12 protein-coding genes and 6 pseudogenes are annotated in these 22,295 nt (G+C 48.8%); 1 reads left to right on the forward strand and 17 read right to left on the reverse strand.

Annotation, left to right across the window (positions count from 1 at the left end; all coding sequences use genetic code 11):
- Positions 1-11 precede the first annotated feature (11 nt).
- The 13 genes and pseudogenes from rlmN to FU659_RS01920 form a co-directional block, all read right to left on the reverse strand.
- Complete coding sequence (gene rlmN, locus FU659_RS01860; protein ID WP_147945988.1) at positions 12-1,085, reverse strand: dual-specificity RNA methyltransferase RlmN; 1,074 nt, start codon at positions 1,083-1,085, stop codon at positions 12-14.
- Between the two features lie 243 nt (positions 1,086-1,328).
- Positions 1,329-2,788, reverse strand: a pseudogene (rsmB, locus tag FU659_RS01865) (16S rRNA (cytosine(967)-C(5))-methyltransferase RsmB).
- A 104-nt stretch (positions 2,789-2,892) separates the two neighbouring features.
- Positions 2,893-3,864: a methionyl-tRNA formyltransferase gene (gene fmt / locus FU659_RS01870; protein WP_261807557.1), complete on the reverse strand. Its 972-nt coding sequence runs from the start codon at positions 3,862-3,864 to the stop codon at positions 2,893-2,895.
- Positions 3,861-4,343, reverse strand: a complete 483-nt coding sequence (gene def, locus FU659_RS01875) for a peptide deformylase (protein WP_147945989.1) — start codon at positions 4,341-4,343, stop codon at positions 3,861-3,863. Before def ends, fmt begins: the two co-directional genes overlap by 4 nt.
- A 40-nt stretch (positions 4,344-4,383) precedes the next feature.
- Positions 4,384-6,896 (reverse strand): annotated as a pseudogene (gene priA / locus FU659_RS01880) (primosomal protein N').
- Positions 6,896-8,110: a bifunctional phosphopantothenoylcysteine decarboxylase/phosphopantothenate--cysteine ligase CoaBC gene (gene coaBC / locus FU659_RS01885; RefSeq protein ID WP_147946135.1), complete on the reverse strand. Its 1,215-nt coding sequence runs from the start codon at positions 8,108-8,110 to the stop codon at positions 6,896-6,898. Before coaBC ends, priA begins: the two are co-directional and overlap by 1 nt.
- Positions 8,111-8,200: 90 nt before the next feature.
- Positions 8,201-8,416 (reverse strand): DNA-directed RNA polymerase subunit omega, encoded by a 216-nt coding sequence (gene rpoZ / locus FU659_RS01890; protein WP_147945990.1) that lies wholly within the window; start codon positions 8,414-8,416, stop codon positions 8,201-8,203.
- Positions 8,417-8,418: 2 nt separating this feature from the next.
- Entirely contained in the window at positions 8,419-9,057 is a 639-nt protein-coding gene (gene gmk / locus FU659_RS01895) for a guanylate kinase (protein WP_147945991.1), read from the reverse strand.
- Positions 9,047-9,307, reverse strand: a complete 261-nt coding sequence (gene remA, locus FU659_RS01900; protein WP_009672664.1) for an extracellular matrix/biofilm regulator RemA — start codon at positions 9,305-9,307, stop codon at positions 9,047-9,049. Before remA ends, gmk begins: the two co-directional genes overlap by 11 nt.
- Positions 9,308-9,341: 34 nt before the next feature.
- On the reverse strand, positions 9,342-10,226 hold the full coding sequence (locus FU659_RS01905; RefSeq protein WP_147945992.1) for a YicC/YloC family endoribonuclease: 885 nt from the start codon (positions 10,224-10,226) through the stop codon (positions 9,342-9,344).
- A gap of 29 nt (positions 10,227-10,255) precedes the next feature.
- Positions 10,256-12,132 (reverse strand): annotated as a pseudogene (locus FU659_RS01910) (bifunctional homocysteine S-methyltransferase/methylenetetrahydrofolate reductase).
- A gap of 104 nt (positions 12,133-12,236) precedes the next feature.
- Positions 12,237-13,069, reverse strand: a pseudogene (gene dapF / locus FU659_RS01915) (diaminopimelate epimerase).
- 228 nt (positions 13,070-13,297) lie between these two features.
- Positions 13,298-16,090 carry a calcium-translocating P-type ATPase, SERCA-type gene (locus FU659_RS01920; RefSeq protein WP_147945993.1) on the reverse strand — a complete coding sequence of 931 codons (2,793 nt, stop codon included), beginning with the start codon at positions 16,088-16,090 and terminating at the stop codon, positions 13,298-13,300.
- Positions 16,091-16,273: 183 nt separating this feature from the next.
- Between FU659_RS01920 and FU659_RS01925 the strand changes: the two are divergent.
- Positions 16,274-18,037 (forward strand): annotated as a pseudogene (locus FU659_RS01925) (Rqc2 family fibronectin-binding protein).
- A gap of 29 nt (positions 18,038-18,066) precedes the next feature.
- On the opposite strand, the gene FU659_RS01930 reads toward FU659_RS01925, so the two are convergent.
- The 4 genes and pseudogenes from FU659_RS01930 to FU659_RS01945 form a co-directional block, all read right to left on the reverse strand.
- Entirely contained in the window at positions 18,067-19,431 is a 1,365-nt protein-coding gene (locus FU659_RS01930) for a UDP-glucose dehydrogenase family protein (protein ID WP_147945994.1), read from the reverse strand.
- Between the two features lie 33 nt (positions 19,432-19,464).
- Positions 19,465-20,346 carry a UTP--glucose-1-phosphate uridylyltransferase GalU gene (gene galU, locus FU659_RS01935; RefSeq protein WP_147945995.1) on the reverse strand — a complete coding sequence of 294 codons (882 nt, stop codon included), beginning with the start codon at positions 20,344-20,346 and terminating at the stop codon, positions 19,465-19,467.
- Entirely contained in the window at positions 20,343-21,200 is an 858-nt protein-coding gene (locus FU659_RS01940; protein ID WP_147945996.1) for a PHP domain-containing protein, read from the reverse strand. Before FU659_RS01940 ends, galU begins: the two co-directional genes overlap by 4 nt.
- 77 nt (positions 21,201-21,277) lie before the next feature.
- Positions 21,278-22,188: pseudogene (locus FU659_RS01945) on the reverse strand (selenium metabolism-associated LysR family transcriptional regulator).
- Between the last annotated feature and the right edge of the window lie 107 nt (positions 22,189-22,295).

Genomic DNA, 22,295 nt, shown 5'->3' on the forward strand with positions numbered 1-22,295 from the left:
ATTTCACCTCATTACTTGTTCTCCATATGCTTAGCGCGCAGTTGTCCACAGGCAGCAGCAATATCGCTTCCCTGTTCGCGGCGTATGGTGGCATTAATTTTGCCTTTTTCGAGAATCCGCTGAAATGTGAAAATATCATCCCGTGGCGTGCGCTTGAAATCGCGTTCAGCAACGAAATTCACAGGAATCAGATTCACGTGACTAAGCGGCATATCCTTAAGCACAAGTGCCAATTCTTCAGCATGCTCAGGTTGATCGTTCACTTCACCCATAAGCGCATATTCAAACGTAATACGTCTTCCGGTTTTGGCAATGTAATACTTACAAGCTTCAATCAAGTCAACGAAAGGAAATCTCCGATTGACGGGCATTAACTTTGAGCGAAGCTTATCGTTCGGCGCATGAATGGAAATCGCCAAATTCACTTGTAAATTCTCATCTGCGAACTTGTAGATATTCGGCACAATGCCGCTCGTCGATACCGTAATATGACGCTGCCCGATATTCAGCCCTTTGGGGTGAATCATCACGCGCAGGAAATTCATCGTTGCTTCGTAGTTCTCAAAAGGTTCGCCGATCCCCATGATCACAATAGAGGAGATCCGTTCTTCTGTATCATCAAGCAATTTCTGTGCCTTAACAACCTGGGCAACGATCTCACCGGGTCTCAAATCACGTTTAAGACCGCCCAATGTGGACGCGCAAAACGTACAGCCGACTCGGCAGCCGACCTGTGTCGTCACACAAATGCTGTTGCCATAATTATGCTTCATGACAACCGTTTCAATCGCATTCTTATCTTCAAGCTCGAATAAGAACTTAACTGTACCGTCTTGCGACTGATACTTTGCGATTTCGGTCAGCGTGACGAACTCAAACTGATCCTTTAATTTGTCCCGCAACGTCTTCGGCAAATTCGACATTTCATCGAAGCTGAACACTCGCTTGATATACAGCCAGTCAAAAATTTGCCCCGCACGAAAAGAGGACTCGCCGTTCTCTTTCACCCAGCTCTGCCACTCATCCCAATTTAAATCATAAACAAATGGTTTTACATTCAACTCTACTTTTAATGGACCTGTCATATTTATCACAACCTGTAGTTATTTCTTCTATCATTTACTAATCTCATGTATTTTATCACAAAGCGGGAACGAACACACGTCCGTGTGATTCTAAGCCGTCCAAGGATAAACGACTTCGTCGTCCTTCAGGGACGAGCGAGTTTGTCAAGGTAGATGCGAAGCAAACGTATAGACATATACTTTCTAATCTACGAACCAAAGGCTTGCAGCCCACCTGCGTGGATAAGCCAATACCGCTTTCGGTTAAGTACGCTTGCGCAGTCGTGCGATGAAAAAACCGTCGGAATGAAATTGCTGAGGCAGAATTTGGATCATGCCTGTTGCCGCCGCCTGCGGGTCGATCCCCGCAAACACAGCTTCCGGCAGCGGAGCAAGCTCAAACTCACTGTTCGCAGCGAGAAAGCGCTCGATCATGCCCTCGTTCTCGGCATGCTCGATTGTACACGTGCTATATACCAGGACGCCGCCCGGCTTGAGCAGCCGATGCACCTTGCTTAGAATAGCGTGCTGCAGCTCACTAATCGCTTCGATCTCAGCCTCCTGCTTGGCCCACTTCAAATCAGGCTTGCGGCGAATAACCCCAAGTCCCGAGCAAGGAGCATCGAGCAGGATGCGGTCAAACGATTCTGCCGCAAAATGCTCATCCAGATTCGCAGCATCCATGACCAGTGTCTGGATCGCCGATAGTCCAAGCCGCTCCGCCTGGTCTGCAATCAGCTTCTCTTTGTGCTCGTGCAGATCACAAGCCCAAATCGTGCCCGCATCGTCCATCTTCTCGGCGATGTGAGCGGTTTTGCCGCCCGGGGCCGCGCAGCAGTCCAACACGCGCATCCCTGGGTGCGGATCCAAAGCCTCGGCGACGAGCATAGAGCTCTCGTCTTGAATCGAGAAGTCCCCCTGCTGGAAAGCGGGGGCTAATGCCATGTTCCCGGCTCCGCGCACAAGGATGCCGGCCGGGGCCAACGCGGACGCTTCCGCGTCAAGGCCGCTCGCCTGAAGCTGCTCCAGCAGCTCCAGCCGGCTGTGGCGCCTCGCGTTCGCGCGGATGCTCACATGCGGCGGCTCATTGTTCGCCGCACAGATCTGTTCCGTCAGCTCAGCTCCCAGCTGACGGATCCATCGCCGCACGAGCATTCCGGATGGGAATGGCCTAGGGCGATGCGCTTCACGTCGCCGAGCGCAGCCGGCAGCGTGAGTTCCTCTTTGCTGCGAATGATTGCCCGCAGCACCCCATTAACCATGCCCGAGATACCTTGATGACCTCGGCGCTTCGCGATATTGACCGCTTCGCTTACGACCGCATGGTCGGGGATGCGGTCCAAATAATGCAGCTGATAGAAGCTTAGCCGCAGCAGACAACGGACCCACGGCTCCAGCTTTGCAAGCCCTTTGCTGACAAAGCGCTCCAAGAAAAAATCGATTGTATTTTTACGTCCGATCGTGCCATAAACAAGCTCAGTAGCCAGTCCCGCATCTGCGCGTTCGAGCGCATGCTTCTGCAGCGTTTGGTTCAGCAGCAAATTGCTGTACGACTGATTTTCTTCCACACGAATTAAGACATCCAGCGCAGCCTCGCGGGCGGAATGCTTAACAGCGCTGCTCTTCGCAGCGCCTGAGGACGGTTTTGGAGATGGGGGCTTCTGCCCCCCCTGCGGCTTGTTTGCAGATCCATGATGCGGACGGTTCGGTTTTTGCGTAGACAAATCTAATACCTCATTTTTGTTAAGTCATGACCCCCATACACCCAACTAAAAAAAGATGATGAGATCTAAACATTCCTCGTTATGTGTCTATCTGGCAGATAATCTCAACGGCCAAATACAGTGCCCGTTTCGATTTTCACACCACGGATGAATTCCGATACAGGCATCGCCTTCTTGCCTGAAGGTTGAATATTGGTAAGCCACAAAGTGCCTTCCCCTGTCATCACTTCAATCCCCTGTTCATTACTATTTAACACAGTCCCTGGAACAGGAGCGTTACCGCTCATTTCAGACAAGCTCCGACTTCTCGGTTCGACAGACGTCTTCGGATTTGCGCTGGCCCATACTTTCATGACTTCTCCATTCCAGAGCGTGTAAGCGCCGGGAAAAGGATTCAATCCTCGGATTTGATTCCACAGCTCCACAGATGAGCGTGACCAGTTCATTAACTCGTCATCCCTGCGGATGTTCGGTGAATAAACGGCATCTGCTTCATTTTGGGGAACAGCTTGAATCCGTCCAGCTAACAAATCCGGTAATGTGCGTTTAAGTAGATCCGCACCCGCGATACTTAGCTTATAGAACAAGGTGCCTGTCGTATCGGTATCCGCGATAGGCAGTTCCACGCTCGAAATCATGTCGCCGGTGTCCAGGCCCTCCGCCATATACATAATGGTCACACCCGTCACCGATTCACCTCGCAGCACAGCGTGGTGAATCGGGGCACCGCCGCGATATTTGGGCAGTAAGGAAGCATGAATGTTAATACAACCGTACTGCGGCAGCTCCAGCACCGATTTAGGCAGAATTTGACCATAGGCAGCTGTCACGATCAAATCAGGCTTCAGCTCACGAAGAACGTCAACCGAATCGGCATGACGCAGCCGTTCAGGTTGAAGTACGGGAATGCCATGCTTCTCGGCTTCTACTTTAACCGGAGGAGGCGTTAAGACGCGTTTGCGTCCCTTCGGTCGATCAGGCTGCGTGACAACTGTTGTAACGTTATAGCCTTCCTCCAGAAGGAGCTGCAGGGACGGTACAGCAAAATCCGGTGTACCCATAAAAATTATATTCACTCGGCTTCTTCCTCTTCATCGCTTGTATACGTTTTGATAGCGAGATCCGTAAATAAAACACCATTCAAATGATCGATTTCATGGAAAATACAGCGTGCCAGAAGCTCTGTACCCGTAACTTCGATCGGGTTCCCGTCACGATCTTGGCCCTTGGCTGTCACATTCAACGGACGGAGAACATCACCGCGCAGCCCAGGGATACTAAGGCATCCTTCCGGACCTGTTTGTTCCCCGCTGGATTCCACAACCTCAGGATTGACCATTTCGATCAAACCGCCATGTTCTTCTCCGCAATCCATGACGATAACGCGTTTGAGAATACCGATTTGCGGAGCAGCAAGACCAACGCCTTCTGCGTCGTACATGGTGTCTGCCATATCATCCAGCAGTTTATGCAGATTGGAATTAAATTTCGTAACCGTGATCGCTTTTTCGCGCAGCACAGGATCTGGATCTTTGACAATAATGCGAATAGCCATAGCGTGCACCTACCTTATAAAGTCATCTCTATTTGGGGATTTACATTAAATATTGCGGGTCAACATCGACGCTGATCAGCAGTTTCTCCTTCGCTGAGCGCTCTTCGAACCACGTTACAGTTCGACCGACAAGCTCAGCCGCCTGATCATCCCCCCGATATTTTACCACGCATTGGAATCGATATCTATCCTTGATTCGGGAAATCGGTGAGGCAACAGGGCCAAGCACGTCCATACTGAATACATTTTCTGAGGCTGAAGGGCTCGTAAACAAGTCCCCTTGCTCGCTCGCAAACTGCTGAGACAGTTCCTTAAGCCTTGTGACAAAAGCTTCCGCAGAGCGCACAAGAAGCGGAACCTGCTCGTGCGAGAACGTGATTAAAATCAATCGTTGATAAGGCGGATAGCCCAAATTCGCGCGAATATCCAGTTCATGATTAGCGAAGGCGACATAATCGTGCTGACTAGCACATTGTACACTGTAGTGTTCAGGTGTGTACGTCTGAACGAACACTTCGCCTAGCTTTTCATGGCGACCAGCACGACCTGCAACCTGGGTTAACAATTGAAACGTTCGTTCAGCTGAAGAAAATCCGGCAAGTTCAGCACCGTGTCCGCCGCGATAACCCCAACCAATGTCACGTCTGGGAAATCCAGTCCTTTGGCCACCATTTGTGTGCCGAGCAGCACATCAGCTTGCTTGTCCCCGAACATTTTCAGCCACTTTTCATGCGAGCCTTTTTCGGTTGTTGTATCCACATCCATTCGGATAACACGAATGCCTGGAAAAATTTTACTAAGTTCCTCTTCTACCCGCTGCGTGCCCGTCCCAAAATGACGAATATGTTCGGATTGACAGCTCGGACATTGCGTAACTTCACGTTCCGCGTATCCACAATAATGACAGCGCAGCATGCGCGAGCTTTGATGATAGGTAAGTGAGATATCACAATGTGGACAAGTCGAGACGAAGCCGCATGTGCGGCACATGACGAACGTCGCATAACCGCGTCGATTCAGCAGAAGCACAGTCTGTTCCTTCTTGTTTAACCGATCTTCAATCGCTTTATACAACGACCTGCTAAACATAGATCGATTGCCTGTCTTGAGTTCTTCCCGCATATCTACGATTTCAACTTTGGGCAGCGGTCTGCCCGCTACCCTTTCTTTCATCGTCAACAGCCGATAAGGCGGCTTTTCTCGGTCTCTCCGACGTTTTGTCTTCTCTATGCTTTCGAGCGACGGCGTTGCCGAGCCAAGTATAACGGCGGCGCCGTGCTGCTTGGCTCGCTCCACCGAGACATCCCGCGTATGATATTTAGGGCTCTCTTCCTGCTTATAGGAGGATTCATGCTCTTCATCAATAATAATCAGGCCAATCTTCGTCAAAGGAGCAAAAATCGCTGAGCGGGCCCCAATGACCACTTTAACTTGTTTACGGGTAATTTTGCGCCATTCGTCATACCGTTCGCCGTTCGACAACCGACTATGTAGAACAGCAACCAGATCACCGAATCTGCCTTTAAATCGTTCCACCATTTGCGGTGTCAACGAAATTTCGGGAACAAGCACAATCGCTTCTTTGCCCATATCCAAACATTGCTGGATCGACTGCAAATAGACTTCCGTTTTGCCGCTTCCCGTCACCCCGTGCAGCAGGAACACCTCGTGTCGTTCCTCAACAACAGCGCTGCGAATTTCTTCAAAAACACCGCCCTGCTCCTGCGTCAAGACAAGCGGTTGTGTGCGCGCGAATGAACGGCCTGCATAAGGGTCCCGCATCACTTCCACTTCGCGAAGTTCAATGAAACCGCGATCTGCTAAGCTTTTAACGGTACTAGCGCCGACCTCCACCGCTTCCATCAGGGCTGTGAGTCGGATGGCATGCGGATATTTGATTAAATACCTAAGCACATCCTGCTGTTTGCCCGCTCTGGCCGGTAGTCCATCCAACGCCTCTTCCAAACCGCTGCCGCCTTCCGGAGGAAATATCGTCAACGCTTTTTTCGTCGTCATGCGATCTTTAACCATTTGCACTTCGATGAGTATCCCCATACCTAGCAATTGTTTAATCAAAGATCCATCATGGACAAAACGCTCTAAAAGAACCTCCATCGTGACAGAGCCCTTCGCCTTCACAAACCCAACGATTTCTTGCAGATCTGGCAGTTCAAGCAGCGATTGATCACCCGTTTCATCACCAATTTGGATAACTCGCTCGTATTTCGCCTTGAGAGCTGCGGGCAGCATCGCTTGAAGTGCTGTAACTTCATGGCACAAATACATGCTGCTCATCCATCTCCCCAGTCCTACCAGTTCTGCGGTCAGTGGCGGCACCAAGTCGAGTATGGTTTGGATCGGTTTGATGCGAGCAGCATCTACCTGCGTATTCTCGTGCAGCTCTACAACAAAGCCTTGCAGCAACCGAGGTCCGAAAGGCACGCTGACACGGCTTCCCACTTCTACCCACTTGCGCAAGGAGACAGGAACTTCATAGTCGAACGCCCGGTTCGTTTGTTTCGCAGGGACATCGACGATGACTTTGGCATACATCAGGATTCACCCTCATCTGGATGCAGACGATCCGCTGCCAATTCAAGCAGCCTGCGCGCTACATCGTTCTTGCTTTGTATAGGCAAAGCTTCTACAAGACCATTGCTATCATAAATTCGCACAACATTCGTATCTCCGCTAAATCCGGCACCCGCTTGAGAGACATCGTTGCCCACGACGAAATCGCAATTTTTGCGTTTCAGCTTGTCCATCGCATGTTCATCCAGACGTTCCGTTTCAGCTGCAAAACCGATAACAAATTGATGCGTTTTGAGCGTACCGATTTCTTGTAAAATATCTGGATTTTTGACCAGCTCCAACGTCATCGCATCGGATTTCTTTTTGATTTTTTGCTTTGCGATGGATGCCGGTCGATAATCCGCGACAGCCGCCGCTTTTATAATCAAATCATGGGTATCCAAGCGGCTCAGTACCGCCTCTCTCATATCCAATGCCGATTGTACAGGGATTAGTTCGACTCCCTCAGGTGCGGATAAAGCCGTAGGACCGGATACCAAAGTAACTTTAGCTCCCATACGAACCGCTTCTGCGGCAATGGCATATCCCATCTTGCCCGAAGAATCATTCGTTATGTAACGCACTGGGTCAATACGCTCCACCGTCCCACCTGCCGTCACAAGTACGCGTCGTCCCTCCAAACGTGGAACTTCCGCTGTAAAATGTCGCACAATCGCCGCAACAATCTCTTCGGGTTCAGCAAGACGACCTTTGCCCACATAACCACAGGCCAGTTGTCCCTCGCCAGGCTCAATAAAGCGAACCCCTCGGTTAAGCAATGTTTGCATATTGTGCATGACGGCCGGATTGGCATACATATGGACATTCATGGCAGGCGCCACCCAGATGGGTGCCGTAGCCGCTAGCAGCGTTGTGCTGAGCATATCGTCCCCCAGTCCCAGGGCCAACTTGCCGATGATGTTGGCCGTTGCAGGCGCAATAAGCATCAAATCAGCGCTGTCCGCCAAGTTGATATGGGATACGACAGAAGCATCTTTCTCATCAAACGTATCTACGAAAACATGATGACGAGACAACGTTTGGAACGTCAGCGGCGCTACGAATTGAACCGCCGATTCGGTCATAATGACGCGCACCGTCGCACCAGCCTGCGTCAGTTTACTTGTAAGCGTAGCGGCCTTATAAGCAGCAATGCCTCCACATACGCCAAGCACAATTGTTTTGCCTTGCAGCACACTCATGCAGCATCCTCCTAGAAATACTAGCTTCGTAAGCATGGTTTGAGAAAAAAATAACAACCACTAGGGTTGTTGGATAAAGCAGTTTTATTTCTCTGTCTCTGTGGGCTCAATTTTCTCATAGCCGATATAGTTGCCGTACAGTTCCTCTAAAGCAACTCCAACATGCTTATGGGCTTTTTGCCCTTTTAAATTTGATTTAGCACCATCGCGCAGCGATCTTGCTCTTTTGGAAGCAGCAACAACAAGCGAGTACTTGCTATCAACGATATCGAGAAGTTTATCAATTGAAGGATATAACATTCTTAATTCACCTCATCCATCCATTGTACGATTTTTGGAAACATACGATCTTTTTTGCAGTGTTCCGCTGCCAGTATGGCTTGAATTTTCGCACATGCTGTTTCTACATGATCATTGACGATCGCATAATCATAATGCTCCATTAAACGGATTTCGTCAACAGCAACGGACATACGACTGCGAATCACTTCATCCGTTTCGGTACCACGCGTCACAATACGGTTCTCCAGTTCATCCAAAGACGGCGGAAGCAAGAAGATAAAAACACCTTCGGCAAACTTTTGTTTCACCTGCAAAGCCCCCTGGACCTCGATCTCCAGTATCACATCTCGACCGGAGCGCAGCATGTCGTCAACAAAGCGCCTTGGCGTACCGTAGAAATTACCGACATACTCAGCCCATTCCAACACTTCATCGGCCTCAATCATATGCTGGAACTGTTCACGCGTTTTGAAAAAATAGTTTACGCCGTCCACTTCACCTTGACGGGGTGAACGGGTTGTAGCTGACACAGAGTAGACAATATCCGGGGAAATCTTACGCAGTGCCGCACAAACCGTGCCTTTGCCGACACCGGACGGACCGGATAAAACAATCAGAATACCTCTCTCACGCTCAAGAGTGTTCGTATTACTCGTCATGATCATCGTCCTTGTTGGAGAGTCGATGCGCTACCGTTTCTGGTTGTACCGCCGACAGAATCACGTGATCACTGTCTGTAATAATAACGGCACGGGTTCTTCTACCATATGTAGCGTCAATCAGCATGTGACGATCACGCGCTTCTTGAATGATCCTCTTGATCGGCGCCGATTCCGGGCTTACGATCGAGATAATGCGGTTCGCCGATACGATGTTCCCGAACCCGATATTAATTAATTTGATAGCCATCAGGGCTTCCTCCTCGCGAAGCTTCATGCACGCTTCACTCGATATTCTGTATTTGTTCTCGCATCTTCTCAAGCTCTGCTTTCATCGTAATCACTCTCGCCGTCGGCTCCGAATGATTCGATTTAGAGCCAATCGTATTCACTTCACGATTCATTTCTTGAATCAGGAAGTCGAGCTTACGCCCAACAGGCTCCTGCTCAGCGAGCAGCCCTTCACATTGCTGAAAATGACTTTTTAGCCTCGTCAATTCTTCATCCACATTGCAGCGATCTGCGAAGATCGCAATTTCCGTCGCTAGACGCTGTTCGTCCACAGGGGATTGTTCCTGGAGCAGCAACTGGATTCGACTTGTCAATTTAGCTGCATATTCATGTACAACATGCGGAGCTAATGCTTCCAATTCCAGATGAATGCTCTTCAATACCCCTAGGCGTTCGCGAATGTCCTGCTCCAGAAACGCGCCTTCTCGCCGGCGCATGTCGGATAACCCCGCAACAGCCTCCTGTAAGCAGGCGCATAGCTCCTGTTCCAGCTGTTCGTCAGGTTCAACGCGTGATTCCCTCATTTGAACGAGATCAGGAAGCTTAAGTAAATCTTTGAGTCCGATCTGCTCGGCATAGCCATAGCGCTCCCTCAACTGCTCGGACGCTTGCAAATAAGCATCGGCCAAAGCAAAATCAACGGTTACGCTTTTCATGGAAGCCGCTTCACGTTCCGCGGTGACGAAGACGTCTACACGTCCTCTTTTCACGGCTTGCAGCACCGTTTTCTTCAAAGCGTCTTCAAAGACCGCCCATTCCTTAGGCATCCGTATAGACACTTCACTATACCTATGATTGACCGATTTCACATCGATAAACACCTTATACCCCGCAAAAGAACGATTCGCTTGTCCGAATCCGGTCATACTGCAAATCATCCTCATCACATCCATTAACCTATTTTAATTCATTTTGAAAGTGGGTACAAGTGGAAATCATGCCGATTCGACTTTTCCCAGACATATCTTGTCAGGTCTACACACATTTCATAAGCCAGAAATGGAGTCATCAGATAGATGCCATTGAAGTAGGCCATCGCTGTATCGAGCAGTTCTTTGGCAATCTCAACACCTTCTGCGCGTCCTTCTGCCCCTTTAAGACCATCCATACGTGCCCTGACTTCATCAGAAAGCTTGATGCCAGGCACCTCATTATGCAATATTCCGCATTCCCTCCGCTCGCGAGTGGTGCAATGCCAAGGAAAATCGGTATATTCAGATGCTTCGTGGCTTCGTAAATTTGCTCGATGAGCTTGGCGTCATAAACAGGCTGTGTCATGACATAATCCGCGCCTGCCTCAATTTTGCGTTCCAAGCGCTGCACGGCTTTATCTAAATGTTTGACATTTGGATTAAAAGCAGCCCCGACGATGAAATTCGCTTTCTGCTTCAGCGGCTTGCCCGAGAAGGCAATACCTTCGTTAAGCTGCTTAATCATACGAATGATTTCAAAAGAAGTAAGATCATAAACCGAGCTGGATCCCGGTAAATCGCCGAACTTGGCGGGATCGCCGGTAACGGCCAGCACATGGTCGATGCCAAGCGCGTGAAGCCCCATCAGATGAGACTGCGTCCCAATCATGTTGCGGTCGCGGCACGCGATATGAATAAGCGGACGCGCGCCCAGCTTGTCTTGCACGAGATATCCCAGGGCAAGGTTGCTCATGCGCGTTACCGCCAATGAATTGTCGGCCATCGTAATCGCGTCGACATGGGCGTCCTGCAGGGCTTTGGACCCCTGCATAAATTTCTCAATGTCGAGATCCTTCGGAGGATCCAACTCGACAATCACGGTTTTGCGCTGCTTCACGATGTCCAGCAGCGTGGGCTTAACGGCCTGCGGCGCAGGCTTCGCTGGCGCAGGCTCCTTCACGCGCACCGCAGAAGCGTGCGCAGCATCCGTACCCGGCGCAGCCGGGACGTAGCCGCTAAGCGCTTTTGCCACAGCGGCGATATGCTCCGGCGTCGTGCCGCAGCAGCCGCCGATGATACGCGCGCCAAGATCAGCGAAGCGCAGCGCGCTCTCGGCGAAGTACTCCGGCGTCGCCGTGTAACTGTAGTGCCCGTCCACGTAGTCGGGCAGTCCAGCGTTCGGAAACGCGGAGAATGGCACGCCGTCAAGCGGAGTCAGTTTCTCCATCGAACGGAGAATCCCATTCGGGCCTACACGGCAGTTGAAGCCAATGACATCAGCGCCTTCATCTCGTAACCTCAGAAACGCTTCTTGCAGCGGGACACCGTCTTGCGTGCTCCCCGTTCCTTCGTTAGCAAACTGACAAATGACGGGAAGCTGGCTCATGCTGCGGATGATGCGAAGCGCCAGCTGCAGCTCCTCCAAATCATAGAAGGTCTCCAGTAAAAGCCCGTCCACCGGACAATCAAGAAGAATGCTGATCTGCTCCCGCAGCGACGCCTCGACATCCACTGTGCGAACGTTTTTGCGTTTGCCTGCGCGAATGGAACCAATGGCTCCCACGACATAAGCCTCGTCACCTACGGCTTTCCTCGCCAGCTCCACGCCAGCTCGGTTAATGGCTTCCACATCGCCTTCGAGCCCGTATTTCGACAATTTTTCGCGATTGGCCGAAAACGTATTCGTTTCAATAAGACGAGCACCTGCCTCAAAATAGCGGCGGTGCACGTCAGCGACCGTTTCCGGTCGAAGCAAATTTAATTCTTCATAGGAAATGCCGACGGGAAACCCCATCTGATATAAATAAGTCCCCATAGCGCCATCACCGGTCAAAATGTCCCGCTGCAGCGCCGATCGAAGATCCAATTTCATAATAAACTCCCCACCTACTAAAAAATGTAGTTATACTGTATCACAAATCAAGGGAGATATTAAGACAAACGTTTATCAATAATTCTGATACGTTAGGGTTTCTCTTAGTCAACCGTTCCCTTGAACACTTCTTCTGCCGGTCCAGTCATATATACGTGGTTGTCTTGCTCGTTCCATTCGATGAACAGATCGCCGCCTTTGAGCGAGACCGTTGCTTCGCGGTCCGTCAAGCCATTCAATACGGAAGATACGAGTGTCGCGCAGGCTCCGGTTCCGCATGCCAGCGTTGGGCCCGCTCCTCGTTCCCACACACGCATATCGGTGTATGCACGATTTTTGACCGTGACGAATTCCACATTAATTTTTCGCGGGAATAAAGGATGAACTTCCAGTTTAGGTCCCCAAACAGCTAAGTCAAAGTGAACAGCATCATCGACATAAATCACACAATGCGGGTTCCCCATGGAAACAGCGGTGAAACGGAATTCTTTGCCGTCCACTTCGATCGGATGATTAATGACTTGCGCTTCATCGATCGTTGTCGGCACTTGCAAGCCATTTAAAATCGGTTGCCCCATATCTACACGTACAGTCACAACTTTACCTTCTTGTACGTTAAGCTGCACTTTTTGCACGCCTGCGCCTAATGTCTCAACGGTAATCTCTTCTTTATCGATCAGTTTATGATCATATACATATTTGGAAACGCAACGAATCGCATTACCGCATTGTTCAGCCTCAGAACCATCCGAATTGATGATGCGCATTTTGAAATCTGCTTGCTCGGAAGGAAGAATATATACTAAGCCATCGGCTCCAATTCCAAAAAACGATTACACAGTTGAATCGCCAGTTGATCCACACCCGCAGGAAGTTCTTTTTCACCGGCTACCACGATAAAATCATTACCTAATCCATGCATTTTCGTAAAATTCATTGTAAATAGCACTCCTATAAATGTGTTTTAGCCACTATCATAGCGTAAAAGTTGTTCTATGCATAGTCTAAATATACCGCAATTGCGAATAACGATCTTGATCAAAAGCAGAGTGCCTTCAGAAGGATCATCTGTGCAAACGCTAACTATTGTGGAAGGCAACCTATACGCCAAAAAGCCGCCAAACGGCAGCTCTCTGCAAGTACTCATTTCCATAACGTATCTATGTTATCTAAAGCTGGGCTTCGAATTATAAGGAACCGAACGTGAGCGCTTGTTTCGTTTAGGTGACAGCACACTGCCAAGTCCCATTAAGAATGTCGGGATGCCTGCGGCAATCAAAACAAGAATCCAGTCTTTCCACCCCAGAGGAACCGTTTTGAAAATGGGTCTTAGCTCATCGACGTACATGACGGCTAACATCAGAACCAGCGACGACAGGACAGCGAGCACAAGATAACGATTTTGCAGCGGATTGCGGTGGAAAATGGAACGTGAACTGCGGCAATCGAATACGTGAATGAGCTGTGCCATAACCAATGTGGCAAAAGCGATGCTTTGTGCTTTGAGCAAATTGTCCGCATCACTGGGGTTGCCTCTGAAAACAAGCCAGAATGCACCTAATGTGCATATGCCAATCAAAATGCCTCGAGAAATAATTTTCCAGCCTAATCGTCTGGCAAAAATGCTCTCCTTCGAGCTGCGTGGCTTATGCTGCATTAAATCCTTCTCGGCCTGATCAACACCCAGCGCCATAGCCGGAAGTCCGTCCGTGACCAAGTTGACCCAGAGAATTTGGATGGGAACAAGAGGTAAAGGCAGTCCAGCCATCATGGCAATGAACATCGTCATAATTTCACCCACGTTGGATGCCAGCAAATAACGGATGAATTTGCGAATATTTTCATAAATATTACGGCCTTCTTCGATGGCAGCCACGATGGTGGAGAAGTTGTCATCACTGAGAATCAAAGAAGAAGCTTCCTTCGATACATCTGTACCGGTAATGCCCATGGCGATACCGATGTCTGCTGCTTTAATTGCGGGTGCATCGTTAACCCCATCCCCCGTCATCGCGACAACATGTCCTTTGCGCTGCAAAGCTTTGACGATACGCAGCTTATGCTCAGGGGAAACTCTGGCATACACATAGGTATCTTCGACTTTGGCATCAAGTTCATCATCGGATAGCTGCCCAATTTGCTGCCCGTTCATGCTAATCCCGTTGGCCGGAATCATCCCCAGCTGTTTGGCGATCGCTTCTGCCGTTGTCTGATGATCTCCAGTAATCATCACGGTTCTGATTCCTGCTTTGCGGCACTTGGAAATCGCTTCGCGAACTTCCTTGCGTGGTGGATCGATCATCCCCGTTAACCCGACGAACACAAGGTTGTTTTCCACGTCCTCACATTCGTCGTAGCTCTCGTTGCTTTTCAAATCTCTGTAAGCAAGTCCCAATACACGCAAGGCGGATTTGGCCATGCCTTCGTTTGCGGAGATAACCTTCTGCTTGAGCGTAGGCGTGAAAGGGATGACTTTACCATCCCACAGAATGTAATTGCAGTGCTGCAGCAGCATGTCAGGCGCACCTTTCGTGCACGCCAAACGTCCACCCTCATGAGCAACGAGTACCGACATGCGTTTACGATCAGAATCAAAAGGGAACTCAGCAATACGTTGGAAGTGTCCGCCCAGCGATTGTTGCGTAATCCCGCTTTTAGCGCTTAATACAACCAGTGCCCCTTCTGTTGGATCGCCTTTTATGTTCCATACAGAGGCAGCTCCCTCATCCTTGTTTTCCTTACTCTTCTTCCTTCTGTGTTCTTGCTGCTCCTCATACAAAGTCGCATTGTTGCACAGAACGGATACTTGAAGCAGCCTGCCCAGCATCGGATTTTTGTGAGGATCAGCCTTTTGTCCATTCACCTGAATGTCGCCTGAAGGTGTATAGCCGTCTCCAGTCACTTCCAGCACTTCACCGCCTACCCACAAGTGAGTAACGGTCATTTTATTCTGAGTTAACGTTCCCGTTTTATCAGAACAAATCACCGAAGCGCACCCAAGTGTCTCTACAGAAGGCAGCTTCCGAACGATCGCTTTACGCTTAATCATGCGCTGCACGCCAAGTGCGAGCGCAATCGTTACAATAGCTGGGAGCCCTTCTGGAATGGCTGCCACGGCTAAGCTGACTCCTGCCAGGAACATCGCATAAGGCGGTTGTCCATGCATAATACCTGCGACAACAACAAGTACGGTAAGCGCAATGGCCACGATAATCAAGATTTTACCGAGCTGCTCCAGACGATGCTGCAGCGGCGTTTCCATCGATTCTGTGTTTTGAATGAGGTCTGCAATCTTGCCCATCTCTGTATTCATGCCCGTACGAACAACGATCGCTTTAGCCGTTCCACGAGCTACCATCGTACCCATGAAGCCCAGATTGCGTTGATCTCCGAGCGGAACTTCATCATGTGGAATGGCTGCAATGATTTTCCCGATAGCTACCGACTCACCCGTTAGGGCAGATTCCTCGATATACACACCATTGGTTTCCAAAAACCTGACATCTGCAGGAATACGGTCTCCGCTTTCGAGCAAAATAATATCGCCACGGACCAGTTCGCGAGCCGGTATTTGATGGACTGCGCCCTCTCTCCACACGTTCGCATTCGGGGCCGACAATTCTTTCAGTGCGCGCAAGGAGCGCTCGGCGCGGAATTCCTGTACAAAGCCAAGCACACCGTTCATCACAATTATGATCACAATCGTAATTGCATCCAAGTATTCGCCAAGCAAACCAGAAATTAACGTAGCCCCTAATAAGACTAATACCATGAAATCTTTGAATTGATTCAATAACAGTGTAATCGGAGATACCCGTTGCCCTTCTGAAAGTTCATTCTTCCCTTCTTCCTCTTGCCGCTTCAAGGCTTCCTCCCAGGGCAATCCTTGCTGCATGCTCACCTGTTGAGACTGCAAGACTTCCTCCGACGTCAACTGGTACCACTTGTTCTCACTCATCCGCCCTTCTCCCTCCTACTTCCCACTTGATCTTGCCTCTCACTCATACGTAAATGTATTCAGACAAGCCGGAAAATATCCCTGAAAACATCTTTCCTAGCGAACAGCCCTTAAGTTTTTGTGAAAAGTATGTCATCATAGAGGTTAGCAAAGTTTTCTAACTAGAATGGAGTTGTATGTATCATGGCTTTAGACGGACTAGTCCTTCACGCGATTGTTCACGAACTGCAAACGTGCGTAGGAGGCCGAATTAATAAGATTCACCAGCCCAGCGAAAATGACGTTATTATGCAAATCAGAGCACAAGGACAAAATATTAAGCTTCTGCTTTCAGCCAATCCTACTTACCCGCGGTGCAGGCCACCGAGCAATCCTCGATCAATCCCATGGATGCTCCCATGTTCTGTATGCTGCTCCGCAAGCACTGTGAAAATGGCGTTATTGAAACCGTGGAACAAGTCGGCATGGAACGCGTAATTCGCATGCAAATTCGTCACCGCGATGAATTAGGGGATATGAGCACGAAGCATATTATTGTGGAAATTATGGGGCGACACAGCAATATTATTCTTTTAGATCCTGAAACAGAAACGATTCTGGACGGTATTCATCATGTTACCCCAGCCATTAGCTCCTATCGGATCGTTATGCCAGGGAGTAAATATGTGACACCGCCCGAACAAGATAAACAAGATCCGTTACAGATCGATTCTGTTGCTTTCCAGCGGTTGTTCGAACCTTCGGTGACAGAAGAACCGCAGCCGGAAGAACAACCCGAGCAGCGGCTAGTTGCAGCTTTCAGCGGACTAAGTCCTTTAATTGCAAAGGAAATCGTATTCCGCAGTCGCCAAGTAGGCAATAGCGAGTCCATCACGGCTGCCGAAGCCCTGTGGAATGCTTTTGACGGCATAATGACTGCCGTTCGCCAGCATAGCTATGAGCCCGTTATCGTTGAACAGGCAGGCACCGGCAAAAATGTTTTTTGCCATGACACCTTTGACCCATATAGATGGGATTTCTACGGTTTACTCCACTCCAAGTGCTTGTTTAGAGCGTTTTTATGGGGATAAAGCCGAAAGAGATACAGTCAAACAGCGAGTCGCCGATCTTCTTCGTTTTTTGCACAACGAGACGAATAAAAATGTGAAAAAATTGGAAAAGCTGCAGGAAACCGTGGAAGACTCCAAAGATGCTGACAGGTACCGAATTCTTGGTGAGCTGGTTACGGCCACCCTCCACACCATTAAAAGAGGAGATAAACAAGTTGAAACCATCAACTATTACGATGAGCATCAGTCGATCATTACGATTACGCTGGATCCGCTGCTCAATCCCTCGGATAATGCGCAGCGTTATTTTAAAAAATATACAAAAATGAAAAACAGTACGGCAATCGTCGAGGAACAAATCAATCAAACGCACCAGGAAATCACCTATTTAAACTCCCTGCTGCAGCAGCTTAGCGTCGCCTCATTAACCGATATTGAAGAAATTCGCGACGAGCTCATGGAGCAAGGCTATGTGCGTGATCGCAATAAGAAACAGCGTAAAAAGAAAAAGAAAGACAAGCCATCTCTATCCTGCTATGTATCCAGTGAAGGCATTCCGATCTATGTCGGTAAAAATAATACGCAGAACGAATATTTAACGAATCGGCTAGCTTCTTCCATGGATACCTGGCTGCATACCAAAGACATTCCCGGCTCGCACGTCGTTATCCGCAGTGACAGCTTCTCAGATACTACCCTGCGGGAAGCAGCCCAACTAGCTGCTTATTTCAGTCAAGCGAAGCATTCGAGCCAAGTTCCCGTTGACTATACAGCTATTAAACACGTCCACAAACCAACGGGATCCAAGCCTGGATTTGTCATTTATGTGAATCAAAAAACGCTATTCGTCACACCGGATGAAGACGCAATTAAACAAATGAAAGTAACGATCAAATAGTCAACAAAAAGCTGTTCCCATGGTTGTATTCAACCTTGGAACAGCTTTTTTGTCATATATGAACTTGTTGCGGCCATATCGCGTGCGCATGTTTTTCTTCCTATGGACACGTAAGTAAAGCCTAACCTTCCCATTTCTTCCGGCTCAAACATATTCCGCCCATCAATGATGATCGGCTGCTTCAGCAGGCTTCGTACAAGGGCCCAATTCAACTCTCGTAGGCTATCCCATTCGGTAGCAATAACCATCGCATCTGCGTCCCTTAAAGCGCTGTAGGGATCTGTAAACAAGTTAACGCCTAATAGCATTTGAACAGCATGTGCTGACACTGCAGGATCGTAGCCACTCACGCTGGCACCCAAGTTTTGTAAAGAGGCAATAATTTCAAGCGCAGGCGCATCACGCAAATCGTCCGTATTTGGCTTGAAAGCCAACCCCATGACAGCCAAATGCTTTCCGTCCAGACTGCCAAGCGTGCGCTCTATTTTGCTTACAAAACGTTCGCGTTGTCTATGATTGACTTCGATGACAGCGCGTAATATTTTAAAATCATAATCAACATTCTGGGCAATCTTAAGCTGAGCCTTCGTATCTTTTGGGAAACAAGAGCCTCCGTAGCCAATGCCAGCATTCAGAAAATGAGGGCCAATGCGCCGATCCAACCCCATCCCTTTAGCTACAAGCCCAACATTTGCACCGACCTTCTCACACACATGAGCCATTTCGTTAATGAATGAAATTTTCGCCGCCAGAAATGCGTTGGATGCATATTTAATTAACTCCGCGCTTTCACGGTCCGTCAGAAGGATTTCAGCTCCCAACGGTGCATGAAGCTCGGCGATCTCAGCTCCTGCCTGAGCATACTCCGCGCCAATTACCACACGGTCCGGATGAAAAGTATCATGAATGGCTGACCCTTCTCTCAAAAACTCAGGGTTGGAAACAACAGGAATTTTAATATCGGAAGGAAGAAGCAAACCTAACTGCTCTTCCAACCATCTTCCCGTGCCTACAGGTACTGTGCTTTTCATCACGACAGTTTTGGAGGAGATGGCGTAAGCGGCTATACTTGCGACGACACTGTTAACTTGCGTCATATCGACATCGCCATTTTCAAGAGTAGGTGTTCCTACTGCGATCACAATAATGTCGGATAGACGAATGGCATCCCCGATCTGGGAGGTGAATGTTAAGCGATGACCATGAAGATTGGAAGCTACTAAATCTCGCAGTCCGGGCTCGTAGATCGGAATATCCGCTTGCAGCAGCCGCGCGATTCTCCTTTCATCGCGGTCTACACAAACGACCTGATGCCCCATTTCAGCCAAACAGGCGCCCGATACCAATCCCACATATCCCGTTCCAATCACAGCAATTCGCTGTACCTTGACCATGCCATCAACCTCCCAAGTTCAAACGGTAATTATCTATTTTAATTCCCAGTCGCGAATCAGAGATAATAAATAGGCTTTTACTTGGTCTTGTAAATCTGGTCGTTGCAAGGCTAGCTCGATAGTCGCTTCAATATATCCCATTTTATCGCCAACATCATAGCGTTTCGCTTGCATGAGATAAGCCGCCATTTGCTGCTGCCTATTGAGAACACGCAAAGCGTCGGTCAATTGAATTTCACCGCCGCGGCCAGGCTCTTGCCTTTCCAAAATACTGAAAATCTCAGGTGTAATGATGTATCTGCCGATAACAGCCAAATTCGAAGGCGCTTGATCACGGTCCGGCTTTTCAATGAGATCATCAATTAATTTATAGCCGTCGCGACTCATGGATGGCGATACGATTCCATACTTACTTACGTCTTCCCAAGGCACTTCTTGGACAGCAATAACGGAAGTTTGGGTCTGTTCATAGACATTCATCATCTGCTTCAGCCCTGGCGGAGAAGCTTGCAGAATATCATCGCCCAGCAAAACGGCAAAGGGCTCATCGCCAATAAATTTGCGCGCGCAAAGAATGGCATGACCAAGTCCTAGCGGCTGTTTTTGCCTTATATAATGAACGTCAGCCAGATTAGAGACGGATTGCACAATCTCTAGCAGCTTTACATTTCCCTTCTCTTCCAGCATCATTTCAAGCTCAACGGATTTATCGAAATGATCTTCGATGGCCCGCTTATTGCGGCCTGTTACAATAATTATATCTTCAATCCCTGATTCGATCGCTTCTTCCACGATATATTGAATCGCAGGCTTATCTACAATAGGCAGCATCTCTTTGGGCTGCGCTTTGGTCGCCGGCAGGAATCTTGTTCCCAGACCAGCTGCGGGAATGATGGCTTTGCGTATTTTCTTCATGAACGTTGCTCCTTTATCGTTTGTAGGCTTTGCAATACGTCAATCCCGATTCGTTTGGAGCCGATCGGCGCATGGAACACAACACCGCCTCGTTCACCATGAAAATCAGAACCAGCCGTGACGAGAAGTCCGGAGCTCTGCGCAAGAAGAAGATACTTTGCCTCCTCTTCCGGTGTATGATCTGAGTGATAAACCTCAATGCCATCTAAACCTTGACGTGTAATTTCTTCAACCAGCGCATCATCGTGATAGAGGCCGGGATGGGCAAGAACAGCCTTTCCACCTGCCTCATGAATCCACTGAATGGCTGTAGCTGGCTCGATACGGGGCGGGTTGGCATAAGCGGCAGCCCCTGTACCCAAATACTTGTCAAAAGCCTCGCTAATGGAGCTTACATAGCCTTTGTTCAGCAGCACAGCTGCTAGATGAGGTCTCCCAACCGTATCGCCCTTGCCTTTGGTATTGGCCACTTCTTCCAGCACTTCCGCCATCGTAATGTCAAAACCAAGCTCCTGCAGACGTGAAATCATCATTTGATTACGGACAGTTCTCGTTTCGCGCAAAGATTCCAGTCTCTGGAGAAACTGCACATCATCGATTTGTATGTAGTAACCTAATACATGAATATCCTGACCGTTGGCTACAGTAGAAATTTCTATGCCCGGAATGACGTCAATGCCAAGCTCTCTGCCTGCTTTAAGCGCTTCCGCTACTCCAGAAACCGTATCATGATCAGTTATCGCAATGGCGCCCAGACCAGCCTCGTAAGCCATTCGAACGTTAGCGGCGGGTCGCTGCGTACCATCAGAGGCTGTCGTATGCGTATGTAAATCGGCTTCTTTTCTTAAAAGCATGTTCGTTCCCCCTTTCTTCATCGTAATGGAGATGTATAAACGGATCATTAATTGAATTGTAGATTTGTGTAAAATCATTACAAGAATCGGCTCAAGTCTTCCTGCCGCAGAAAGGTCATAAAGCTAACTGCCGATATGGGCAGCAGCGTAGAACTTAAATAAATCGCATAGAAGCTGCGTTTGAAAGAAATGTTTTCGATTTGCTTGACCTTAAGCAATCCCAGCGTTACTTCATGCTTGACGGACGACTGCGACAAAATAGAAACGCCAAGCCCCGCTTCAACGGCCGATTTAATAGCGCCTGTACTGCCTAATTCCATCACAATTTTCATCGATGTGCAATCCATATTACAGCGAGCAAATTCTTCTTCCATCACTCGTCTCGTCCCAGAACCTTGCTCGCGAAGAACAAATGGATATTTCAACAACTCCTCAAGTGTCACCACATCCATATCCGCCAAAGGATGATTGGCAGGTACGATCAACTTAAGCTCATCGCTAAGAATAGCTTCGATATGAACATCGGGATGATGAATCGGCGCTTCCACTAAGCCGAAGTTCAACTGATGACCAAGTACTTCGTCCAATATTTGCGCGGTGTTCATTACTTTCATAGACACCGAAATTTTCGGGTAGTCCCTGCTGAATGGCCCGAGCAGCCTTGGCAATATGTATTCGCCCATCGTCAAGCTGGCGCCTAGCTGCAGCCGCCCTTCTATCATTTGGTGAATTTGGACATCGCTACGTCCGTTTCACGAATCAGCTCAATACTATTTTTGGCAAACGGCATGAGAGCCCGTCCCGCTTCCGAGAGTTCGATTTTTTTCGTGCTGCGATGGAACAATTTGACGCCAAAATAATCTTCCAACGATTGAACCTGCATCGTGACTGCCGGTTGGGTCATATGTAAAGCTCCGGCTGCATGAGAGAAGCTTCCTTTCTCAGCGACCGTGTAAAAAATATGTAGTTGATGGAAATTAAGTGCCATTCCAACCCGCCTCTCTTTGTTCTATTATATGAAATTAGACTTCTGGAGTCCATTAAGGCGCAAAAAAGAGCATATCGCGGACAAGCGACATACTCAGGTTTTGAAAG

This window comes from Paenibacillus sp. N3.4 (assembly GCF_008017805.1).
Lineage (GTDB): Bacteria > Bacillota > Bacilli > Paenibacillales > NBRC-103111 > Paenibacillus_E.

Coding starts and splice junctions, on each gene's coding strand:
- gmk (WP_147945991.1), bottom strand. CDS start 9,057: ATGACGAGTAATACGAACACTCTTGAGCGTGAGAGAGGTATTCTGATT.
- galU (WP_147945995.1), bottom strand. CDS start 20,346: ATGAAGAAAATACGCAAAGCCATCATTCCCGCAGCTGGTCTGGGAACA.
- FU659_RS01940 (WP_147945996.1), bottom strand. CDS start 21,200: ATGCTTTTAAGAAAAGAAGCCGATTTACATACGCATACGACAGCCTCT.
- def (WP_147945989.1), bottom strand. CDS start 4,343: ATGGCTATTCGCATTATTGTCAAAGATCCAGATCCTGTGCTGCGCGAA.
- FU659_RS01920 (WP_147945993.1), bottom strand. CDS start 16,090: ATGAGTGAGAACAAGTGGTACCAGTTGACGTCGGAGGAAGTCTTGCAG.
- FU659_RS01905 (WP_147945992.1), bottom strand. CDS start 10,226: ATGATTTGCAGTATGACCGGATTCGGACAAGCGAATCGTTCTTTTGCG.
- rpoZ (WP_147945990.1), bottom strand. CDS start 8,416: ATGTTATATCCTTCAATTGATAAACTTCTCGATATCGTTGATAGCAAG.
- FU659_RS01930 (WP_147945994.1), bottom strand. CDS start 19,431: ATGGTCAAGGTACAGCGAATTGCTGTGATTGGAACGGGATATGTGGGA.
- remA (WP_009672664.1), bottom strand. CDS start 9,307: ATGGCTATCAAATTAATTAATATCGGGTTCGGGAACATCGTATCGGCG.
- rlmN (WP_147945988.1), bottom strand. CDS start 1,085: ATGACAGGTCCATTAAAAGTAGAGTTGAATGTAAAACCATTTGTTTAT.